The 18,171-nt window shown below is 72.9% G+C and carries 17 protein-coding genes; 8 read left to right on the forward strand and 9 right to left on the reverse strand.

Annotated features, from left to right (window positions below; translation table 11 throughout):
* Positions 1-164: 164 nt before the first annotated feature.
* The gene (locus ACIP5O_RS13705; protein ID WP_365542323.1) at positions 165-890 is read left to right on the forward strand and encodes a SigE family RNA polymerase sigma factor; all 726 of its coding nucleotides are present in this window, start codon (positions 165-167) and stop codon (positions 888-890) included.
* A 198-nt stretch (positions 891-1,088) separates the two neighbouring features.
* Here the strand turns inward: ACIP5O_RS13705 and ACIP5O_RS13710 are convergent, their stop codons facing one another.
* A complete protein-coding gene (locus ACIP5O_RS13710) occupies positions 1,089-1,721 on the reverse strand; it encodes an ATP-binding protein (RefSeq protein ID WP_356541519.1) in 633 nt (210 codons plus the stop codon).
* A gap of 117 nt (positions 1,722-1,838) precedes the next feature.
* On the opposite strand from ACIP5O_RS13710, the gene ACIP5O_RS13715 reads away from it, so the two are divergent.
* Positions 1,839-2,237, forward strand: a complete 399-nt coding sequence (locus tag ACIP5O_RS13715; protein ID WP_356541521.1) for a hypothetical protein — start codon at positions 1,839-1,841, stop codon at positions 2,235-2,237.
* An 81-nt stretch (positions 2,238-2,318) separates the two neighbouring features.
* Here the strand turns inward: ACIP5O_RS13715 and ACIP5O_RS13720 are convergent, their stop codons facing one another.
* The 3 genes from ACIP5O_RS13720 to deoC are packed head-to-tail and all read right to left on the reverse strand — an operon-like array spanning position 2,319 to position 5,603.
* Entirely contained in the window at positions 2,319-3,209 is an 891-nt protein-coding gene (locus ACIP5O_RS13720; protein ID WP_401292440.1) for an aldehyde dehydrogenase family protein, read from the reverse strand.
* Complete coding sequence (locus tag ACIP5O_RS13725; protein WP_401292442.1) at positions 3,202-4,638, reverse strand: aldehyde dehydrogenase family protein; 1,437 nt, start codon at positions 4,636-4,638, stop codon at positions 3,202-3,204. The genes ACIP5O_RS13720 and ACIP5O_RS13725 overlap by 8 nt, the downstream gene beginning before the upstream one ends.
* A gap of 5 nt (positions 4,639-4,643) precedes the next feature.
* On the reverse strand, positions 4,644-5,603 hold the full coding sequence (deoC, locus tag ACIP5O_RS13730) for a deoxyribose-phosphate aldolase (RefSeq protein ID WP_401292445.1): 960 nt from the start codon (positions 5,601-5,603) through the stop codon (positions 4,644-4,646).
* A 253-nt stretch (positions 5,604-5,856) separates the two neighbouring features.
* On the opposite strand from deoC, the gene ACIP5O_RS13735 reads away from it, so the two are divergent.
* The 3 genes from ACIP5O_RS13735 to ACIP5O_RS13745 all read left to right on the forward strand — a co-directional run bounded on the left by ACIP5O_RS13735 (position 5,857) and on the right by ACIP5O_RS13745 (position 8,613).
* The gene (locus ACIP5O_RS13735; protein WP_401292448.1) at positions 5,857-7,140 is read left to right on the forward strand and encodes a hypothetical protein; all 1,284 of its coding nucleotides are present in this window, start codon (positions 5,857-5,859) and stop codon (positions 7,138-7,140) included.
* A gap of 128 nt (positions 7,141-7,268) precedes the next feature.
* On the forward strand, positions 7,269-7,907 hold the full coding sequence (locus tag ACIP5O_RS13740; RefSeq protein ID WP_401292449.1) for a class F sortase: 639 nt from the start codon (positions 7,269-7,271) through the stop codon (positions 7,905-7,907).
* A gap of 34 nt (positions 7,908-7,941) precedes the next feature.
* A complete protein-coding gene (locus ACIP5O_RS13745) occupies positions 7,942-8,613 on the forward strand; it encodes a PH domain-containing protein (RefSeq protein ID WP_401292452.1) in 672 nt (223 codons plus the stop codon).
* 82 nt (positions 8,614-8,695) lie between these two features.
* On the opposite strand, the gene ACIP5O_RS13750 is transcribed toward ACIP5O_RS13745, so the two are convergent.
* The 3 genes from ACIP5O_RS13750 to ACIP5O_RS13760 all read right to left on the reverse strand — a co-directional run bounded on the left by ACIP5O_RS13750 (position 8,696) and on the right by ACIP5O_RS13760 (position 12,127).
* Complete coding sequence (locus ACIP5O_RS13750) at positions 8,696-10,357, reverse strand: phospho-sugar mutase (protein ID WP_401292454.1); 1,662 nt, start codon at positions 10,355-10,357, stop codon at positions 8,696-8,698.
* A gap of 370 nt (positions 10,358-10,727) precedes the next feature.
* Positions 10,728-11,531: a purine-nucleoside phosphorylase gene (locus tag ACIP5O_RS13755; protein WP_053645975.1), complete on the reverse strand. Its 804-nt coding sequence runs from the start codon at positions 11,529-11,531 to the stop codon at positions 10,728-10,730.
* 158 nt (positions 11,532-11,689) lie between these two features.
* Positions 11,690-12,127 carry a gamma-glutamylcyclotransferase gene (locus ACIP5O_RS13760; RefSeq protein ID WP_356541535.1) on the reverse strand — a complete coding sequence of 146 codons (438 nt, stop codon included), beginning with the start codon at positions 12,125-12,127 and terminating at the stop codon, positions 11,690-11,692.
* 204 nt (positions 12,128-12,331) lie between these two features.
* On the opposite strand from ACIP5O_RS13760, the gene ACIP5O_RS13765 reads away from it, so the two are divergent.
* The gene (locus tag ACIP5O_RS13765) at positions 12,332-13,771 is read left to right on the forward strand and encodes an NAD(P)H-quinone dehydrogenase (protein ID WP_401292458.1); all 1,440 of its coding nucleotides are present in this window, start codon (positions 12,332-12,334) and stop codon (positions 13,769-13,771) included.
* A gap of 225 nt (positions 13,772-13,996) precedes the next feature.
* Positions 13,997-14,926, forward strand: a complete 930-nt coding sequence (locus ACIP5O_RS13770; RefSeq protein ID WP_401292720.1) for a DeoR/GlpR family DNA-binding transcription regulator — start codon at positions 13,997-13,999, stop codon at positions 14,924-14,926.
* Between the two features lie 52 nt (positions 14,927-14,978).
* Here the strand turns inward: ACIP5O_RS13770 and ACIP5O_RS13775 are convergent, their stop codons facing one another.
* Positions 14,979-15,524, reverse strand: coding sequence for a TetR/AcrR family transcriptional regulator (locus ACIP5O_RS13775; protein ID WP_401292461.1), 546 nt, complete (start codon positions 15,522-15,524; stop codon positions 14,979-14,981).
* A gap of 80 nt (positions 15,525-15,604) precedes the next feature.
* A complete protein-coding gene (locus ACIP5O_RS13780; RefSeq protein WP_401292464.1) occupies positions 15,605-17,359 on the reverse strand; it encodes an acetyl/propionyl/methylcrotonyl-CoA carboxylase subunit alpha in 1,755 nt (584 codons plus the stop codon).
* Between the two features lie 388 nt (positions 17,360-17,747).
* On the opposite strand from ACIP5O_RS13780, the gene ACIP5O_RS13785 reads away from it, so the two are divergent.
* The gene (locus ACIP5O_RS13785; RefSeq protein WP_401292467.1) at positions 17,748-18,164 is read left to right on the forward strand and encodes a hypothetical protein; all 417 of its coding nucleotides are present in this window, start codon (positions 17,748-17,750) and stop codon (positions 18,162-18,164) included.
* The last annotated feature ends 7 nt before the right edge of the window (positions 18,165-18,171 follow it).

The raw sequence follows: 18,171 nt of genomic DNA on the forward strand, positions 1-18,171 counted from the left end.
CATTCTGTCTCATTCGGCCGTCCGAGTTCGACCGCCAGGGGCCACGCTTCCGCGACGGGCCCTGTGACACGCCTGTGACAGTCGGCGGACACCGCCATGAAGTCCCACCGGCAAGCTTCTTGGCACACGGACCGAAACACACTCCAGCCGACGGGGGGCGCGAGATGAACGCACTGCACAGCACCAACTCCAGCGCAGTTGTCACGCGTCTCCACGACGTCGTGCGGAGCACGGAGAAGTCCGGCGCGGCAATGAACGGACGGGGGTGCGTTCGCAGCGTCGGGCGTCAGCGCAAGGCGCCTTACATGGTGGCCGTCGCTGACGGGGGAGCGGTGTACGGGGAGGCCACGGGGGAACGCCCGGGCTGTTCGGAGGCCGAGTTCACGGCCTACGTCCAGGAGCGTCGGGCCTCCCTGTACGCCACCGCCTACCACCTCACCGGTGACCGTTTCGAGGCCGAGGACCTGCTCCAGAGCGCGCTGTTCTCCACGTACCGCGCCTGGGACCGGATCAGCGACAAGGCCGCGGTCGGCGGGTACCTCCGCCGGACCATGACCAATCTGCACATCAGCGCCTGGCGCCGGCGCAAGCTCAACGAGTACCCCACCGAGGAGCTGCCGGAGACGGTCGGCGAGACGGACGCGATGCGGGGCACCGAGCTGCGCGCGGTCCTGTGGCAGGCGCTGGCCCGACTGCCCGAGCTCCAGCGCACGATGCTGGTGCTGCGGTACTACGAGGGCCGGACCGATCCGGAGATCGCGGAGATCCTGGACATCAGTGTCGGCACGGTGAAGTCGAGCATCTGGCGCTCGCTGCGGCGACTGCGCGAGGACGAGGTGCTGAGCTTCGGCCGTGACGAGGAGGAGTCCTTCGGCGAGCTGGTGGCCTGAAGGTCGGGGGGAAGCACGGGGGAAGCGGGGGAAAGCAGGGGGGGAAAGACCCACGGGAGCCCACGGGGGAAACGGGGCTCGCGGGGGAAGCACGGGGGAACCGTACGGGGGTACGGGGGAAAGAAAGAAGCGGATCGTACGGGCCCGGGGGTCTCGTACGGTCCGCTTCCTTCGTGTCGGGGGCGCGTCGGGGGGCCTCTACGGGCGGGCGGCCGGGGTGCGGTGGCGGCCCGCCGCCGCGGCGGCCAGTCGGCCCAGGGCCTCCGGCTTGGCGCAGGGATGCGCGCCCAGCTCCGCCTGGCGGGCCACGATCGCGCGCTCGGCCCGCATCAGGCGCCAGCCGCGGCGCAGCAGGAACGGCACCGACTTCCGGCCCTCCCGGAGATCCCGGGCGAGCCGGCGGCGGAACGTCGTCGAGGGCCGGCCGCGCAGACAGATCGCGTCGGCCAGGACGCCGAGGTCGCGGCAGCGGGTCACGATCTCGGCCGCGAAGATCCCCTCCGCCACGAAGAGCGGGGTCCGCCCGATGTCCACCCCCTCCCGGCCCGTCCGGGAGCTGGTGGCGATGTCGTACACGGGGACGTCGGTCCGCCCCGTACGGCACAGCTCGACGACGGCGGAGACGGCGGCGTCCGCGTCCCAGGACTGCGGCGAGTCCCAGTCGATGTCCGGACTGCCGTCGACGAGCGGGAGCGACGGGTCGTCGTGCTCCTTGTAGAAGTCGTCGAGGCGCAGGACCGGGAGGCCGGTGACGGCGGCGAGGGACGACTTGCCGGAGCCGGAGGGGCCCGTCAGCAGGACGACCCGGGTCGGGATCGGTTGGGAACTCACGGAACACCAGTGTGAGGCATTCCCCCGTGCAGGGGACCCTCAGGGAGGGCGTTGGTATCGGGCGTCACACCTCCACTACTGTCGGTGTCCGCCCGAACACCCCCTGGAAGGAACGCCATGGCGCGTCACGCAGCCCCCAGCACCTCCCGTCGCAGCGCCCTGTTCAAGGCCGGACTCACCGTCACGGCGGCGGGCGCCGCGCTGGTCGGCGCGGGGGCCGGGGCCCAGGCCGCCGCCCCGGTGCCGCTGCCGCTGGACGGCCTGACGAGGACGGACACGGGCGCGGCCGGCACGGGTGCGCTCGACGGGGTCGGCTACGCCCTGGGCCCGCTGACCCAGCTCCAGCTCGACCCGCTGGCCAACACCGGCGTCGACCCCCTCGACAACGGACTGGGCACCCAGGTCGCCGACTTCAAGCCGGTCGGCACGCACCTGGTCACCGACCACCTCACGAAGGGCGGGGCCGTGGCGGACCTTCCGGTGGTCGGACCGCTGTCGCAGGGGCTGCTCCCGTAGGTGCGGACGCGGGCGTGGGAAGGGCCCCCGGGATCATCGTCCCGGGGGCCCTTCTCCGCGTGCTCCAAGTACGAGCGTGCTCTAGTACGAGGAGCCGGAGGCGCCCAGGCTGCCCGTCGGGTGCCAGACCGTCTTCGTCTCCAGGAACGCGGTCATGCGGTCCGTGCCCGGGGACTCCGCGAAGTCCTCGGTGCGGCGGCGCAGGACGCGCTTGAGGTTGTCCGCCGCCGCGATCTCCAGGTCGCGGGCCAGGTCGGCGTCCGCGCCCGTGAGGTCGATGGCGTTGACGTCCTGGTGGGCCGCGAGGTGCGGGCCCATCTCGGAGGCCTTGCCGGAGAGGACGTTGACCACGCCGCCCGGCAGGTCGGAGGTGGCGAGCACCTCGCCCAGGGAGAGCGCCGGCAGCGGGTACTTCTCGCTCGCGACCACCACGGCCGTGTTGCCCGTCGCGATCACCGGGGCGATCACCGAGACCAGGCCCAGGAAGGACGAGTCCTGCGGGGCCAGGACCGTGACGACGCCGGTCGGTTCGGGCGTGGAGAGGTTGAAGTACGGGCCCGCGACCGGGTTGGCGCCGCCCGTGACCTGGGCGATCTTGTCGGTCCAGCCCGCGTACCAGACCCAGCGGTCGATCGCGGCCTCGACGACCGCGGCCGCCTTGTTCTTGGACAGGCCCTCGGCGTCCGCGACCTCGTGCACGAACTGGCCCTTGCGGCCCTCCAGCATCTCGGCGACGCGGTAGAGGATCTGGCCGCGGTTGTACGCGGTCGCGCCCGCCCAGCCGCCGAAGGCCTTGCGGGCGGCGACGACCGCGTCACGGGCGTCCTTGCGGGAGGAGAGGGGCGCGTTCGCCAGCCACTTGCCCTTGGAGTCCGTCACCTCGTACACCCGGCCGCTCTCGGAACGCGGGAACTTGCCCCCGACGTACAGCTTGTAGGTCTTGAAGACGCTCAGACGGTTCGCGTCAGACATCGAGGTAGGCCTCCAGACCGTGACGGCCGCCCTCGCGGCCGAAGCCCGACTCCTTGTAGCCGCCGAAGGGCGAGGTCGGGTCGAACTTGTTGAACGTGTTGGCCCAGACGACGCCGGCCCGGAGCTTGTTCGCCACCGCGAGGATGCGGGAGCCCTTCTCCGTCCAGATGCCCGCCGACAGGCCGTACTGGCTGTTGTTGGCCTTCGCCACGGCCTCGTCGGGCGTACGGAAGGAGAGCACCGACAGGACCGGGCCGAAGATCTCGTCGCGGGCGATGGTGTGCGCCTGCGTGACGCCCGTGAAGAGCGTCGGGGCGAACCAGTAGCCGGCGGACGGGATCTCGCAGGCGGCGGTCCAGCGCTCGGCGCCCTCCGCCTCGCCCTGCTCGACCAGGGTGGTGATGCGGGCCAGCTGCTCGGAGGAGTTGATGGCGCCGATGTCGGTGTTCTTGTCCAGCGGGTCGCCGAGGCGGAGCGTGGAAAGGCGGCGCTTGAGCGCGTCGAGCAGCTCGTCCTGGACCGACTCCTGGACCAGGAGGCGCGAGCCCGCGCAGCAGACCTGGCCCTGGTTGAAGAAGATGCCGTTGACGATGCCCTCGACGGCCTGGTCGAGCGGGGCGTCGTCGAAGACGATGTTGGCGCCCTTGCCGCCCAGTTCCAGGGTCAGCTTCTTGTCCGTGCCCGCGACCGAGCGCGCGATGGCCTTGCCGACGGCGGTCGAGCCGGTGAAGGCGACCTTGTTCACGTCCGGGTGCTCGACCAGGGCGGCGCCCGCGTCCCCGTACCCGGGGAGGATGTTGACGACGCCCCTGGGCAGTCCGGCCTGGCGGCAGACGTCCGCGAAGAACAGGGCGGTCAGCGGGGTCGTCTCGGCCGGCTTCAGGACGACCGTGTTGCCGGTCGCGAGCGCCGGGGCGATCTTCCACGCCAGCATGAGCAGCGGGAAGTTCCACGGGATGACCTGGCCGGCCACGCCCAGCGGGCGCGGGTTCGCGCCGTAGCCGGCGTGGTCGAGCTTGTCGGCCCAGCCCGCGTAGTAGAAGAAGTGCGCGGCGACCAGGGGGAGGTCCGCGTCGCGGGTCTCCTTGATCGGCTTGCCGTTGTCCAGGGTCTCCAGGACGGCCAGCTCGCGGCTGCGCTCCTGGATGATCCGGGCGATCCGGAAGAGGTACTTGGCGCGCTCGGAACCGGGCAGCGCGGACCACTTCTCGAAGGCCCTGCGGGCCGCCTTCACCGCGCGGTCCACGTCCTCGGCGCCCGCGCGGGCGACCTCGGACAGGACCTCCTCGGTGGAGGGGGAGACGGTCTTGAAGACCTTGCCCTCGGCCGCGTCGACGAACTCGCCGTCGATGAACAGGCCGTAGGAGGGGGCGATGTCGACGACGGACCGGGACTCGGGCGCCGGCGCGTACTCGAATGCAGATGCCATGTTGATCAGTCCACCGTCACGTAATCGGGGCCGGAGTAGCGGCCGGTCGCCAGCTTCTGGCGCTGCATCAGCAGGTCGTTGAGCAGGCTGGAGGCGCCGAAGCGGAACCAGTGGTTGTCCAGCCAGTCCTCGCCCACGGTCTCGTTGACGAGCACCAGGAACTTGATCGCTTCCTTGGTGTTGCGGATGCCGCCGGCGGGCTTCACGCCGATCTGCACGCCGGTCTGGGCGCGGAAGTCGCGCACGGCCTCCAGCATGAGGAGCGTGTTGGCCGGGGTGGCGTTGACCGCGACCTTGCCGGTCGAGGTCTTGATGAAGTCCGCGCCGGCCATCATGCCGAGCCAGGAGGCGCGGCGGATGTTGTCGTACGTGGACAGCTCGCCGGTCTCGAAGATCACCTTCAGGCGGGCGCGGTCGCCGCACTCCGCCTTGATCGCGGCGATCTGCTCGTACACCTCCAGGTAGCGGCCGGCGAGGAAGGCGCCACGGTCGATGACCATGTCGATCTCGTCGGCCCCGGCGGCGATGGCGTCGGCCGTGTCGGCGAGCTTCACGGGGAGGGCGGCGCGGCCGGCCGGGAAGGCGGTGGCGACCGAGGCGACCTTGACGTCCGAGCCCGCGAGGGCGGCCTTGGCGGTGGCCACCATGTCGGGGTAGACGCAGACGGCGGCGGTCGTCGGGGTCGTGCGGTCGGTCGGATCGGGACGGACGGCCTTGGCGGCGAGCGCCCGGACCTTGCCCGGGGTGTCCGCGCCTTCGAGCGTCGTCAGGTCGATCATGGAGATGGCCAGGTCGATGGCGTACGCCTTGGCCGTGGTCTTGATCGAGCGGGTGCCGAGGGACGCGGCGCGCGCCTCCAGGCCGACGGCGTCGACGCCGGGCAGCCCGTGGAGGAAGCGGCGCAGCGCACTGTCGGACGCGGTCACGTCGGCGAATGCGAGAGCTGCGGGTGCAGTGGTGGGCATGGTCACCAGTCGAGCATATCTACGCGCGTAGCGACCTGTACAGGGGGCGGGATCCGTAGAGCCCGAGGTCACAGGCGGCGGTCGGCGTGGTGGTCCCCGTCACGTGGTCGTGACATGAAGCGGACGCGTTACGCATACAAGATCACTAAATTTTTTCTTGCAGCCAGCCAGACCTCACCGGGATCACGTTCGGACCGAGAAAAAGCGGCATGCGGCTCTCCATCCACCACCTGCCTGAAGTCCAGGAGTCGTTATGCGCACCGCCCTTCGCACCGCCATCGCCACCGCTCTCGTCGCGGGCGTCGCGATCACCGCTCCGGCGTTCGCCGCCGGTGCCGCCTTCGCCGCCGACGGCCCGGCCGCCACGCCGGCCCCGGCGGCCACGAGCGAGGCCCCGGCCGTTACGAGCGCCGCTCCGGCCCCGGCCGTCACGAGCGAGGCCCCGGCCCCCGCCACCACGACGGCCGTGCCGAAGCCGACGGCCACGACCTCCACCCCGGCCGGTGCCGCGAAGGGCACCCTCGTCCGTACCGAGACCCTCCGCAGCGGCACCGTCGCCAAGATCTACGAGGTCACCTCCTTCCACCACCGTGCCGAGCTCTTCGCCCGGGGCGCGTCGGTCGGTGTCGTCGACGCCAACACCCGCTGGGCGGTCGGCCGGAACAACGGCGAGTTCTTCGTCCTCTCCGCCGAGGGCCGCTCCTACAACTGGCAGGGCAACCACGTTCCCGCCGCCGCCCCCGGCCTCTACCGGCTCGCCGACGGCACGGTCGTGGAGCTGGGCCGGAAGGACGGCCGCTACGGCCTCCAGCTGGTCGAGAACGGCAAGGGCCGCGGCTTCACCTACCTGAACGGCTTCCGCCAGGTCTGGCTGTACGGCGGAAAGGCCCTTGTCGTCCTGGAGCAGGACGGCGGCCTCGCCGCCTACCTCCCGGGCTCCTCGAAGCAGGCGGCCCCCCAGTACGTCGGCACGGGCGCGCCCGCCCCGAAGCCCGGCCCGGCCGCCCTGCCGCCGGCGAAGGTCCTCGACGGACCGACCGTCCTCGGTCCGTGCACCATCACCCAGGAGATCCGTTCCTCCCGGGGCGACGACTGGCTTCTCGTGATGACCAACGACGCGGTCAAGGGCCCGTGGGCCGTGCTGAAGAACCCCAAGCCCGAGTTCGTGTCCCGCGTGGACCGCGCGCACCCGCTCGACACGGTCGACGGCCTCAAGATCGAGGGTGCGGACACGCGTACCCCGCGCCTGGGGCAGCGTTCCCAGGGCGGTGACACGCCGTACCGCTACAACGACTTCCCGGTGCTCCCCAAGAGCTGCTACGCCTCCGCCACCCCGGCCGGGCAGACCGGCACGGGCGCCGTCCAGCAGGGCGGTCAGACCTCCGTCGTTCCGAAGGGCGGTGTCGCGGCCGGTGCCGAGGGCGTCGCGGCGGACGACTCCACCGCGCTCGTCGCGGCCGGTGCCGGCGCGGCCTCGCTCGCCGCCGCGGGCCTCGGCTTCGTCGTCCTGCGCCGCCGGGCCGCCGCCCGCGTCTGATCCCGCACGCCCTCCCCGCACCACCCCACTCCCCGCCCCTCGACCCGAGCGGGAGCACCACCCCACCCCGAGGCCGGTCGCCGCGTCCCGCGCGGCGGCCGGCCGTGCCCGTCCGTCCGGAGCCCGCCGTGAACCGCACCCGTATCCGCACCCGCACCCGTCCCCGTACCGCCGCCGTCGTCCTCCTGGCCGCCCTCGCCGCGCTCACCGGCTGCTCGGCCGGGTCCGAGGGGCAGGCCGCCCCGCCCGCCCGGATCACCGAGACCGCCGCGCCGAAGGCGAGTGCCGTCCCCGTCCGGCCCCTCGCGCGCTCCCTGCCCGCCCGGGTCGCGCTGCCCTCCGCCGGGGTCGACACCGGGCCCGTCCTGAAGCTGGGGCTCGCCGCCGACGGCACCGTCGAGGTGCCCTCCGTCGCGGACGCCGACCGCATCGGCTGGTACGACAAGGGCGTCACGCCCGGCGAGACCGGCCCCGCCGTCCTCATCGGCCACTTCGACACCGAGCGCGGCCCGGCCGTCCTCAAGAACGTCTCCCGCGTCCGGGCCGGCGACGAGATCACCGTCACCCGCGCCGACGGCAAGGCCGCCGTCTTCCGCGTCCGGGAGCTGGAGCAGGTCGACAAGGACGCCTTCCCGACCGCCAAGGTGTACGGGAACACCACCCGGCCCGAGCTGCGCCTGATCACCTGCGGCGGCGAACTGGTCGACGGCCACCGCCCCGACAACATCATCCTGTACGCCGACCTCGTGGCCGTGCGGGCCGCCTGAGCCCCCGCCCGTCCGCTGAGGCAGAATCGGCGGCATGACGACCCCCGAGCCGACCCCCGGGCCGCACGACGAGCCGAGCACCGGGTCGACCCCTGAGCAGTCCTACGCCGACCGGGTCTTCCGGTCGCCCCTCGGGATCGCGAGCGGGGTGTTCCTCCTCGCGCTCGCGGCCGTGTTCGCCGGTGACGCGATGGTCCGCGGCGAGGGCAGGACGCCCTGGCTCGCGCTCGCGGGCCTCGTCCTCGCCGTGCCGCTGATCGTCGCCTTCACGATCCGGCCCGCCGTGTACGCCGATGACCGGCGGCTGCGGGTCCGCAACCCGTTCCGGTCGATCACCCTGCCCTGGGCCTCCGTCGCCGACGTCCGCGCCGGCTACTCCAGCGAGGTCTTCACCCAGGAGGGCGCCAAGTACCAGCTCTGGGCCGTCCCCGTCTCGCTGCGCCAGCGCAAGAGGGCCGCCCGCCGGGCCGCCCGCGCCTCCCAGGACGACCCGCACGGCCGCACCTCGGTCACCGCCGACGTACGGCAGAGCGCCGCGCGCACCGCGCCCACCGACCAGACCGTCGCCGACCTGCGCGAGCTCGCCGAGCGCCACGGCGGGAGCCCGCAGGCGCAGGGCGAGCCGCAGGTCCGCTGGGCGTACGAGATCATCGCGCCCGCCGTCGTCGGACTGCTGCTCCTGGTGGTCCTGGGGGCGACGGGCTGAGCGGCCGGCCGCCCGTCCGGACATGACGGAGGGCCGGTACGGAGGATCTCCTCCGTACCGGCCCTCCGCGCGTCCTACGGGGTCACAGCCCCGCGGCCTCCGCCAGGTCCCGCTTGATCGCGGCGAGCAGCCCGGCGGCCGTGGTGCGGGCCGCCGGCAGGCCGTCGGCGCCGGAGACCGGGACCACGACCTCCAGGTAGCACTTGAGCTTGGGCTCGGTGCCGCTGGGGCGCACGATCACCCGGGCCTTGTGATCGCCCTCCAGGTGGTAGCGCAGCCCGTCCGTGGGCGGCAGCGCCTCCGTGCCCTTGGTCAGGTCCTCGGCCGAGACGACCGTCAGACCGGCGAGGGAGACCGGCGGGCGCTCGCGCAGCGCGGCCATCGCGCGCGCGATGATCCCCAGGTCCTCGACCCGCACCGAGAGCTGGTCCGTGGCGTGCAGCCCGTGCTCCACGGCCAGGACGTCCAGGAGGTCGGTCAGGGTCCGGCCCTCCTCCTTGAGCACCGAGGCCAGCTCGGTGACGAGCAGCGCGGCCGTGATGCCGTCCTTGTCGCGGACGCCCTCCGGGTCGACGCAGTAGCCGAGCGCCTCCTCGTAGCCGTAGCGCAGGCCCTCGACGCGGGCGATCCACTTGAAGCCGGTCAGCGTCTCCTCGTACCCGAGGCCCGCCGCCGCCGCGATCCGGCCGAGCAGCGAGGACGAGACGATCGACTCGGCGAAGACGCCGGTGACGCCCCTGCGCACGAGGTGCGCGGCGAGCAGCGCGCCCACCTCGTCGCCCCGGAGCATCCGCCAGCCGCTCTCGGCGTCCGGGTCCGGCACGGCCACTGCGCAGCGGTCGGCGTCCGGGTCGTTGGCGATCACCAGGTCCGGGGCCACGGCGCGGGCCGCCTCGAAGGCGAGGTCCATCGCCCCCGGCTCCTCCGGGTTCGGGAAGGCGACCGTCGGGAAGTCCGGGTCCGGGTCGGCCTGCTCGGCCACCAGGGCGGGCGGCGGGAAGCCGGCGCGCGCGAACGCGGCCGTCAGGACGTCCTTGCCGACGCCGTGCATGGCCGTGTAGACGGTCCGCGCGGTGCGGGGCGAGCCGGGCGTCAGGACCGCGTCCGTACGCTCCAGGTAGGCGTCGAGCACCTCGTCGCCGAGGGTCTCCCAGCCGTCCTCCGGGCGCGGCACGTCGTGCAGCGAGCGGACGGCGGCGATCTCGGCGGCGATCTCCGCGTCGGCGGGCGGCACGATCTGCGAGCCGTCGCCCAGGTAGACCTTGTAGCCGTTGTCGCGCGGCGGGTTGTGGCTCGCGGTCACCTCGACGCCGGCGACGGCCCCCAGGTGCCTTATGGCGTACGCGAGGACGGGCGTCGGCAGCGGGCGGGGGAGCAGCGCGGCGCGCAGCCCGGCGCCGGTCATCACGGCGGCGGTGTCGCGGGCGAAGTCGGCGGACTTGTGGCGGGCGTCGTAGCCGATGACGACGAGGCCGCCCTCCTGCCCCTTGGCCTTCAGGTACGCGGCGAGGCCGGCGGCGGCGCGGATGACCACCGAGCGGTTCATCCGCATGGGCCCGGCGCCCAGCTCGCCCCGGAGCCCGGCCGTGCCGAACTGGAGCGTGCCGGCGAACCGGACGGCGAGCTCGTCCGTCGTACCGGCCCTGCCGGCCTCGATGAGCCGCGCGAGCTCCTCGCGGGTCTCCTGGTCGGGGTCCTCGTCGAGCCAGGTCTGGGCCCGGGTGAGGAGGTCGTCCTGCGTCACGGTGTGCCTTTCGGAGGGGACGGGCTCTGTACGGGGGTGGGCGCTTTGTGCGGGCGGCGGCGGTGCGGGTGCGGGTGCCGGTGGGTGCGGGCCGCTGCGCGGAGCCTTTCCCCGTCCCACCCCTTCCCGTAACCGGGGGCGAGCCCCCGGGCCCCCGTACGCCCTCCGGGCGTGTCCTCAAACGCCGGACGGGCTGAAGTTCCGCCCGCAGGGGGAAAATCCAGCCCCGCCGGCGTTTGAGGCGCGGGGTCCGGGGCGGAGCCCCGGTTACGGGAAGGGGCAGGGTGGGGGAGAAGCCCCGCGCAGCGGCGCCCCCGCCCGCACCCGACCGCGTCCCGGGGCCCGTACCGGCCCCGGGACGCGGGAAAGGTTAGATCCGGTCCAGGACCCGCGTCAGCAGCTCGCCCATCCGCGCCGCCGAGTCCCGCCCCGCCTGGAGGACCTCCTCGTGGTTCAGCGGCTCGCCCGAGAGCCCCGCCGCCAGGTTGGTGACGAGCGAGATGCCCAGGACCTCGGCACCGGCCTCGCGGGCCGCGATGGCCTCCAGGACGGTGGACATGCCGACGAGGTCGCCGCCCAGGACGCGGACCATGTTGATCTCGGCCGGGGTCTCGTAGTGCGGGCCGGGGAACTGCACGTAGACGCCCTCTTCGAGGGTCTCGTCGACCTCCTTGCACAGCGCGCGCAGCCGCGGCGAGTACAGGTCGGTGAGGTCCACGAAGTTCGCGCCGACGATCGGGGAGGCGGCCGTCAGGTTGATGTGGTCGCTGATCAGGACCGGCTGCCCGGGGCGCATGCCCTCGCGCAGACCGCCGCAGCCGTTGGTCAGGACGACGGTCTCGCAGCCGGCCGCGACCGCGGTGCGGACGCCGTGGGCGACGGAGGCGACGCCCCGGCCCTCGTAGAAGTGGGTGCGGCCCAGGAAGACCAGGGCGCGCTTCTCGCCGATCTTGTACGAGCGGATCGTGCCGCCGTGGCCCTCGACGACCGGCGGCGGGAAGCCGGGGAGCTCGGTCACCGGGAACTCGGCCTCGGGAGCGCCGAGGGCGTCGACGGCGGGCGCCCATCCCGAGCCCATGACCAGGGCGACGTCGTGGCTCTCGACTCCGGTCAGCTCGCGGAGACGCGCGGCGGCGGCCTCGGCGGCCTCGTACGGGGTGGCAGTTGCGTTCACTGACTTCTCTCGCCTCGGGGAGGGGAGTCCGAGGCGGGCCCCGGACGATTTGCTACGCGAAGAAGCGTAGCCGGAGAATCCCTACGCGCGTAGATGACGGTGCTGACGGACATGCGATCGTTGTCTTGTCGTTTCCGACGAAAACCGGGGCGGACCGCTCAGCAGGGGCGCTTGCGCAGTTCCATCACGTAGTCGTGCGGCGCGCCCGCCGACTCGGCCGCGTCCGCGACCTCGCCCAGGTAGCGGGCCGACGGGAGCCCGCCCTCGTACCCGTTGAGGACGTACGTCCAGACGGGTTCCTCGCCGTCCAGGGTGTGCGCCCGCACCCGCATGCGCCGGTAGACGTCGAGGCCGACGCCCTCCCAGCGGTCCATGGAGTCCTCGTCCATCGGCGCGATGTCGTACAGCGCCACGAAGACCTGGGAGCGGGGGGCCTCCACGATGGTGGCGAGCGCTCCCTCCCACCCCATCTGCTCCCCGCCGAAGGTGAGCCGCCAGCCGTTCAGCCAGCCGGTGCCGCGCAGCGGGGAGTGCGGTGCGCGGCGGCTCATCAGCCGCGCGTCCAGGTTGCCGGCGAAAGCGGCGTAGAGGGACATGGGACCGAGGGTACGGGAGGGACCGAGGGGGCGGGCCGGTTCGCCGGAGCGTCGCCGGACCCCCTTCGGAGGCCCCGCCGCGTGGCCGCGCCGGACGTGCGGGACAATGGGGTACGCACTTGAAGCGTGCGGGACAATGGCGTACGCACTGCACCCCGGCGGGGGGACCCCCCGGCAGAACGAGAGCGCGAGGCGTAGATCCCAGTGACCCGGATCGTGATCATCGGCGGCGGACCCGGCGGATACGAGGCGGCCCTGGTGGGCGCCCAACTCGGCGCGGAGGTGACCGTCGTCGACACCGACGGCCTCGGCGGCGCGTCCGTCCTGACCGACTGCGTCCCCTCCAAGACCCTGATCGCCACGGCCGAGGTGATGACCACCTTCGACTCCTCGTACGAGGAGCTGGGCATCATCGTCGCGGACGACACCCCGCACGTGGAGCAGGCCGCCCGGGTCGTGGGCGTCGACCTCGGCAAGGTCAACCGGCGGGTGAAGCGCCTCGCGCTCGCCCAGTCGCACGACATCACCGCCTCCGTCACCCGGGCGGGCGCCCGCGTGCTGCGCGGCCGCGGCCGGCTCTCCGGCCGGCAGGCCGTGGACGGCTCCCGCCAGGTGGTCGTGACCGCCGCCGACGGCACCGAGGAGACGCTGACCGCGGACGCCGTGCTGATCGCGACCGGCGGCCACCCGCGCGAGGTGCCCGACGCCGAGCCGGACGGCGAGCGGATCCTGAACTGGACCCAGGTCTACGACCTCAAGGAGCTCCCCGAGGAGCTCATCGTGGTCGGCTCCGGCGTCACCGGCGCCGAGTTCGCCGGCGCCTACCAGGCGCTCGGCTCCCGGGTCACCCTGGTCTCCAGCCGCGACCGGGTCCTGCCCGGCGAGGACCCGGACGCCGCCGCCGTCCTGGAGGACGTCTTCCGGCGCCGCGGCATGAACGTCATGGCCCGCTCCCGCGCCGCGTCCGCCAAGCGGGTCGGCGACCGGGTCGAGGTCACCCTCGCCGACGGCCGGATCATCTCCGGCACCCACTGCCTGATGGCGGTCGGCGCGATCCCGAACTCGGCCGGCATGGGCCTGGAGGAGGCGGGCGTCCGCCTCAAGGACTCCGGGCACATCTGGACCGACCGGGTCTCGCGCACCTCCGCCCCCGGCGTCTACGCGGCCGGCGACGTCACGGGCGTCTTCGCGCTCGCCTCGGTCGCCGCCATGCAGGGCCGGATCGCGATGTACCACTTCCTGGGCGACGCGGTGACCCCGCTCGACCTGAAGACGGTCTCGTCGAACGTCTTCACCGACCCCGAGATCGCCACCGTCGGCTACACCCAGGCCGACGTGGACGCGGGCAAGATCGACGCCAAGGTCGTCAAGCTGCCGCTGCTGCGCAACCCGCGCGCCAAGATGCAGGGCATCCGGGACGGCTTCGTCAAGATCTTCTGCCGTCCGGGCACCGGCATCGTGGTCGGCGGCTGTGTCGTCGCCCCGCGGGCGAGCGAGCTGATCCATCCGATCTCGATCGCGGTCGACAACAATCTGACCGTCGAACAGATCGCAAATGCTTTCACCGTGTACCCCTCCCTGTCGGGCTCGATCGCGGAAGTGGCACGGCAGTTGCAGACCCGAAAGTCGGCGGGCGACGCCTAGTCGCCGCGTCCGGCCCGGCTCCCGCCTGCGGGAACGGTTCGCCGACCCGGACAACCCCCGGCAAGCCGGGGCATAGAACGATCAATGACGGGGCCTCCCATACCACTTGGGGGCCCCGTCCGTGCGCAACTTCTGCAATTCGCCGCATACTGCTGAAAAGCATCGCGCGGCCACGTTACTGTCAGTTTCGTGTTCGCTGCAGAACGTCGCCAGTTGATCCTCGAAATGGTGCGCGCCAACGGAGCCGTGTCGCTCCGCGAGCTCGCCCGCGTCGTCCAGACCTCGGAGGTGACCGTACGGAGGGACGTACGGGCCCTGGAGGCAGAAGGACTCCTCGACCGCCGCCACGGCGGTGCGGTGTTGCCGGGCGGATTCACGCGAGAATCCGGCTTCCCGCAGAAATCCCATCTCGCGGCCGCGGAGAAGACGGCCATCGCCGACGTCGCGGCGAGCCTCGTCGAAGAGGGCGAGGCCATCGTCGTCGGCGCCGGGACGACCACGCAGGAGCTGGCCCGCCGGCTCGCCCGCGTGCCCGGCCTGACCGTGGTCACCAACTCCCTGCTCGTCGCCCAGGCCCTCGCCCACGCCAACCGGGTCGAGGTCGTCATGACCGGAGGCACCCTGCGCGGCTCCAACTACGCGCTCGTGGGCAGCGGGGCCGAGCAGTCGCTCCAGGGGCTGCGGGTCTCCCGGGCCTTCCTCTCCGGGAGCGGCCTGACCGCCGAGCGCGGCCTGTCCACCTCCAACATGCTCTCCGCGAGCGTGGACCGGGCGCTCGTCCAGGCGGCGGCCGAGGTCGTGGTCCTCGCCGACCACACCAAGCTGGGCTCCGACACCATGTTCCAGACGGTGCCCACGGACGTGATCGCCCGTCTGGTCACCGACGAGCCCCCCGCCCACGACGAGCGGGCCGCCACCGAGCTCCAGGCCCTCGCCGACCAGGGCGTGCAGATCGCCGTCGCGGGCACCGGCGCCGGCTCCGGACCCGCCGGGGGCGACCAGCTCCCCCCCGGGGCCCGGCCCCGCCGTGACGTGCCCCTTCCCGGCCAGCGCGGCCGGATGGTGGCGGGGCAGTTCCGGGGCCCGGGCGGCGGCGGTTTCGCCGCGGAGGCGCTGGAGCGCACGGCCAGGGTCGCGGACCTGCGCCGCCGCTGAGGGAGCGGCCCCCGGGCCGCCTCCGTACGCGCCTGCGTACCTCTCCCGTGCCTCAGGTCGTGATGCCCCGCAGTGTCAGCGCGAGCAGGCGGTCCGCCAACTCCGTGTCCTCCGGGGACTGTTCCGCCGCGAGCGCGATCGCGTTGGTCAGCTGCATCAGGTCGCCGATCGACACGTCGGCCCGCACCCGGCCCGCCTCCCGGGCCCGTTCGAGCAGCCGTTCGCCCGCCGCGCGCAGCGGATCGCTGCACCGGGAGAGCGCCGAATCCCGGTCGTGCGAGGCGGACATCAGCGCGTGCGCGAGGCCCCGGTACTCGCCCGCGTGGGCGACCAGGGCCCGCAGCCACTCCACCAGCGCCCGGCACGGCTCCTCGGCGTCCGCCAACGCCCGCGAGCGGTCGAGGAGTTCCGCCAGGGCCTCCTGGAAGACGCCGTTCAACAGGTCGGCGCGGGTGGGGAAGTGGCGGTAGAGGGTGCCGATCCCCACGCCCGCGCGGCGCGCGATCTCCTCCAGGGGCGCGTCGGCGCCCCGGCCGGCGAAGGCGGCGCGGGCCTCGGTGAGCAGGCGTTCGTGGTTGCGGCGTGCGTCGGCGCGCATGGGTGACGGAGGCCCTCCCCTCGGCGAAGGGCCCGCAGGCGACTGCCCGCGGGCCCTCCGTACCGTACTGGGTGCGCCGGTCAGTCCTTGATCTCGCAGATGGCGGCGCCGGAGGTGATCGAGGCGCCGATCGCGGCGCTGAGGCCCTTGACGGTGCCGGAGCGGTGCGCGTTGAGCGGCTGCTCCATCTTCATGGCCTCCAGGACGACGATCAGGTCGCCCTCCTTGACCTCCTGGCCCTCCTCGACCGCGACCTTCACGATCGTGCCCTGCATCGGGGAGGCGAGGGTGTCGCCCGAGGCCGCCGGACCGGACTTCTTCGCCGCGCGGCGCTTCGGCTTGGCGCCGGCCGCCAGACCCGTACGGGCAAGCGACATGCCGAGCGACGAGGGCAGCGAGACCTCCAGGCGCTTGCCGCCGACCTCGACGACGATCGTCTCGCGGCCCGCCTCGTCCTCGTCGGCGTCCGCGCCGGCCGGGGCGAAGGGCTTGATCTCGTTGACGAACTCCGTCTCGATCCACCGGGTGTGGACCCGGAACGGGTCCGCGGTGAACGCCGGGTCGACCACGACCGCCCGGTGGAAGGGGATGGCGGTGGCCATGCCCTCGACCTTGAACTCCTCCAGGGCGCGCGCGGCGCGCTGGAGGGCCTGCTCGCGGGTGGCGCCGGTGATGACCAGCTTCGCGAGGAGGGAGTCCCAGGCCGGGCCGATGACCGAGCCGGACTCCACGCCCGCGTCCAGACGGACGCCCGGGCCGGTCGGGGGCTGGAAGAGGGTGACGGTGCCGGGGGCCGGGAGGAAGCCCCGGCCCGGGTCCTCGCCGTTGATGCGGAACTCGAAGGAGTGGCCCCGGATCTCCGGGTCGCCGTAGCCGAGCTCCTCGCCGTCGGCGATGCGGAACATCTCGCGGACCAGGTCGATTCCGGTGACCTCCTCGGTCACCGGGTGCTCGACCTGGAGGCGGGTGTTGACTTCCAGGAAGGAGATCGTGCCGTCCACGCCCACGAGGAACTCGACCGTGCCGGCGCCGACGTAGCCGGCCTCCTTCAGGATCGCCTTCGACGCGGCGTAGAGCTGCTTGTTCTGCTCCTCCGACAGGAAGGGGGCCGGGGCCTCCTCGACCAGCTTCTGGTGGCGGCGCTGGAGCGAGCAGTCACGGGTGGAGACCACGACCACGTTGCCGTGGGTGTCGGCCAGGCACTGCGTCTCGACGTGCCGCGGCTTGTCGAGGTAGCGCTCGACGAAGCACTCGCCCCGGCCGAAGGCCGCGACGGCCTCGCGGACGGCGGAGTCGTACAGCTCGGGGACCTCTTCGAGGGTGCGGGCGACCTTCAGGCCGCGGCCGCCGCCGCCGAAGGCGGCCTTGATCGCGATCGGCAGGCCGTGCTCCTTCGCGAAGGCCACGACCTCCTCCGCGCCCGAGACCGGGTCGGGCGTGCCGGCCACCAGCGGCGCGCCGGCGCGCTGCGCGATGTGACGGGCCGCCACCTTGTCGCCCAGGTCCCGGATCGCCTGCGGCGGCGGGCCGATCCAGATCAGGTCCGCGTCCAGGACCGCCTGCGCGAACTCGGCGTTCTCCGAGAGGAAGCCGTACCCGGGGTGGACCGCGTCCGCGCCCGAGTCCTTCGCGGCCTGGAGGACCTTGGCGATGTCCAGGTAGCTGGTGGCCGGAGTGTCACCGCCCAGGGCGAACGCCTCGTCGGCCGCACGGACGTGCAGCGCGTCCCGGTCCGGCTCGGCGTACACGGCCACGCTGCCGATACCCGCGTCCCGGCACGCCCGGGCCACACGGACAGCGATTTCGCCACGGTTGGCGATGAGCACCTTGCGCACGATGGCTCCCTCCTTGAAACAAGCTGAGTTTAGGGACTGCCGACACGGCCTTTCGACCCGTCCCCAGTGGTGAGCTTTCCCACACGGAGGGTGACCCCGGGCCTGCTCGGATCGTGAATTCCCTTGTCGCACCACGGTACGCAGGGTTCCTTTACGGCACAGTAGCTCCGAGGTGTGGCGCAGGTCTCTGTTCACGCGGCCAGTCGCCGTTCGGGTTTCTTTGTCGGGTCCCTACGAACGGCCTGGTGATTCTTTGCCCGACGCTCCGTCGTGTCCGGTCGTGCACGAACTCTTGTCCGGGGTTTTACCGGCCAGTAGCCTTCCCGCTGTCGATCGTACTGTCGGTAACAGGCGAATCCAGGGGGTGGCCGAGGTGGCCCGCAGACCGATGGCTCTCGTGACCGCGCTGGTGCTCCTCCTCGAAGCGCCCGGCATCGTCGCCCTCAACGCCGTCATGGCGCGCTTCGTGGAGGCGCAGTCGATGTCCCTCGACGGCATGGACCCCGACGCGATGGCCACCGGCACCCGGATCCTCGGCTACGTCTCCGGGGCGGCCCTCGTCCTCTGCGCCCTCGTCGCCCTCCTCGCGGGCCTCCGCGACCGCCGCCCCGGCCGCCTCGGCCGGGGCCTGCTCATCGGCTGCGCGGTCGTGCACGGCGTCCTCGGGGCGGTCGCCGTCGGCCTCCTCGGCTGGCAGGCCTTCGCCTTCCTGATGGTGGTGCTCGGCCTGATCGTCCTCACCCTGGTGGCCTACGGGAAGGAGACCGGGCGGCCGGCCGCGGAGAAGGCGCCGGCCCCCGCGTAGGACGGCC

The sequence above is a fragment of the Streptomyces sp. NPDC088915 genome (assembly GCF_044749825.1).
Lineage (GTDB): Bacteria > Actinomycetota > Actinomycetes > Streptomycetales > Streptomycetaceae > Streptomyces.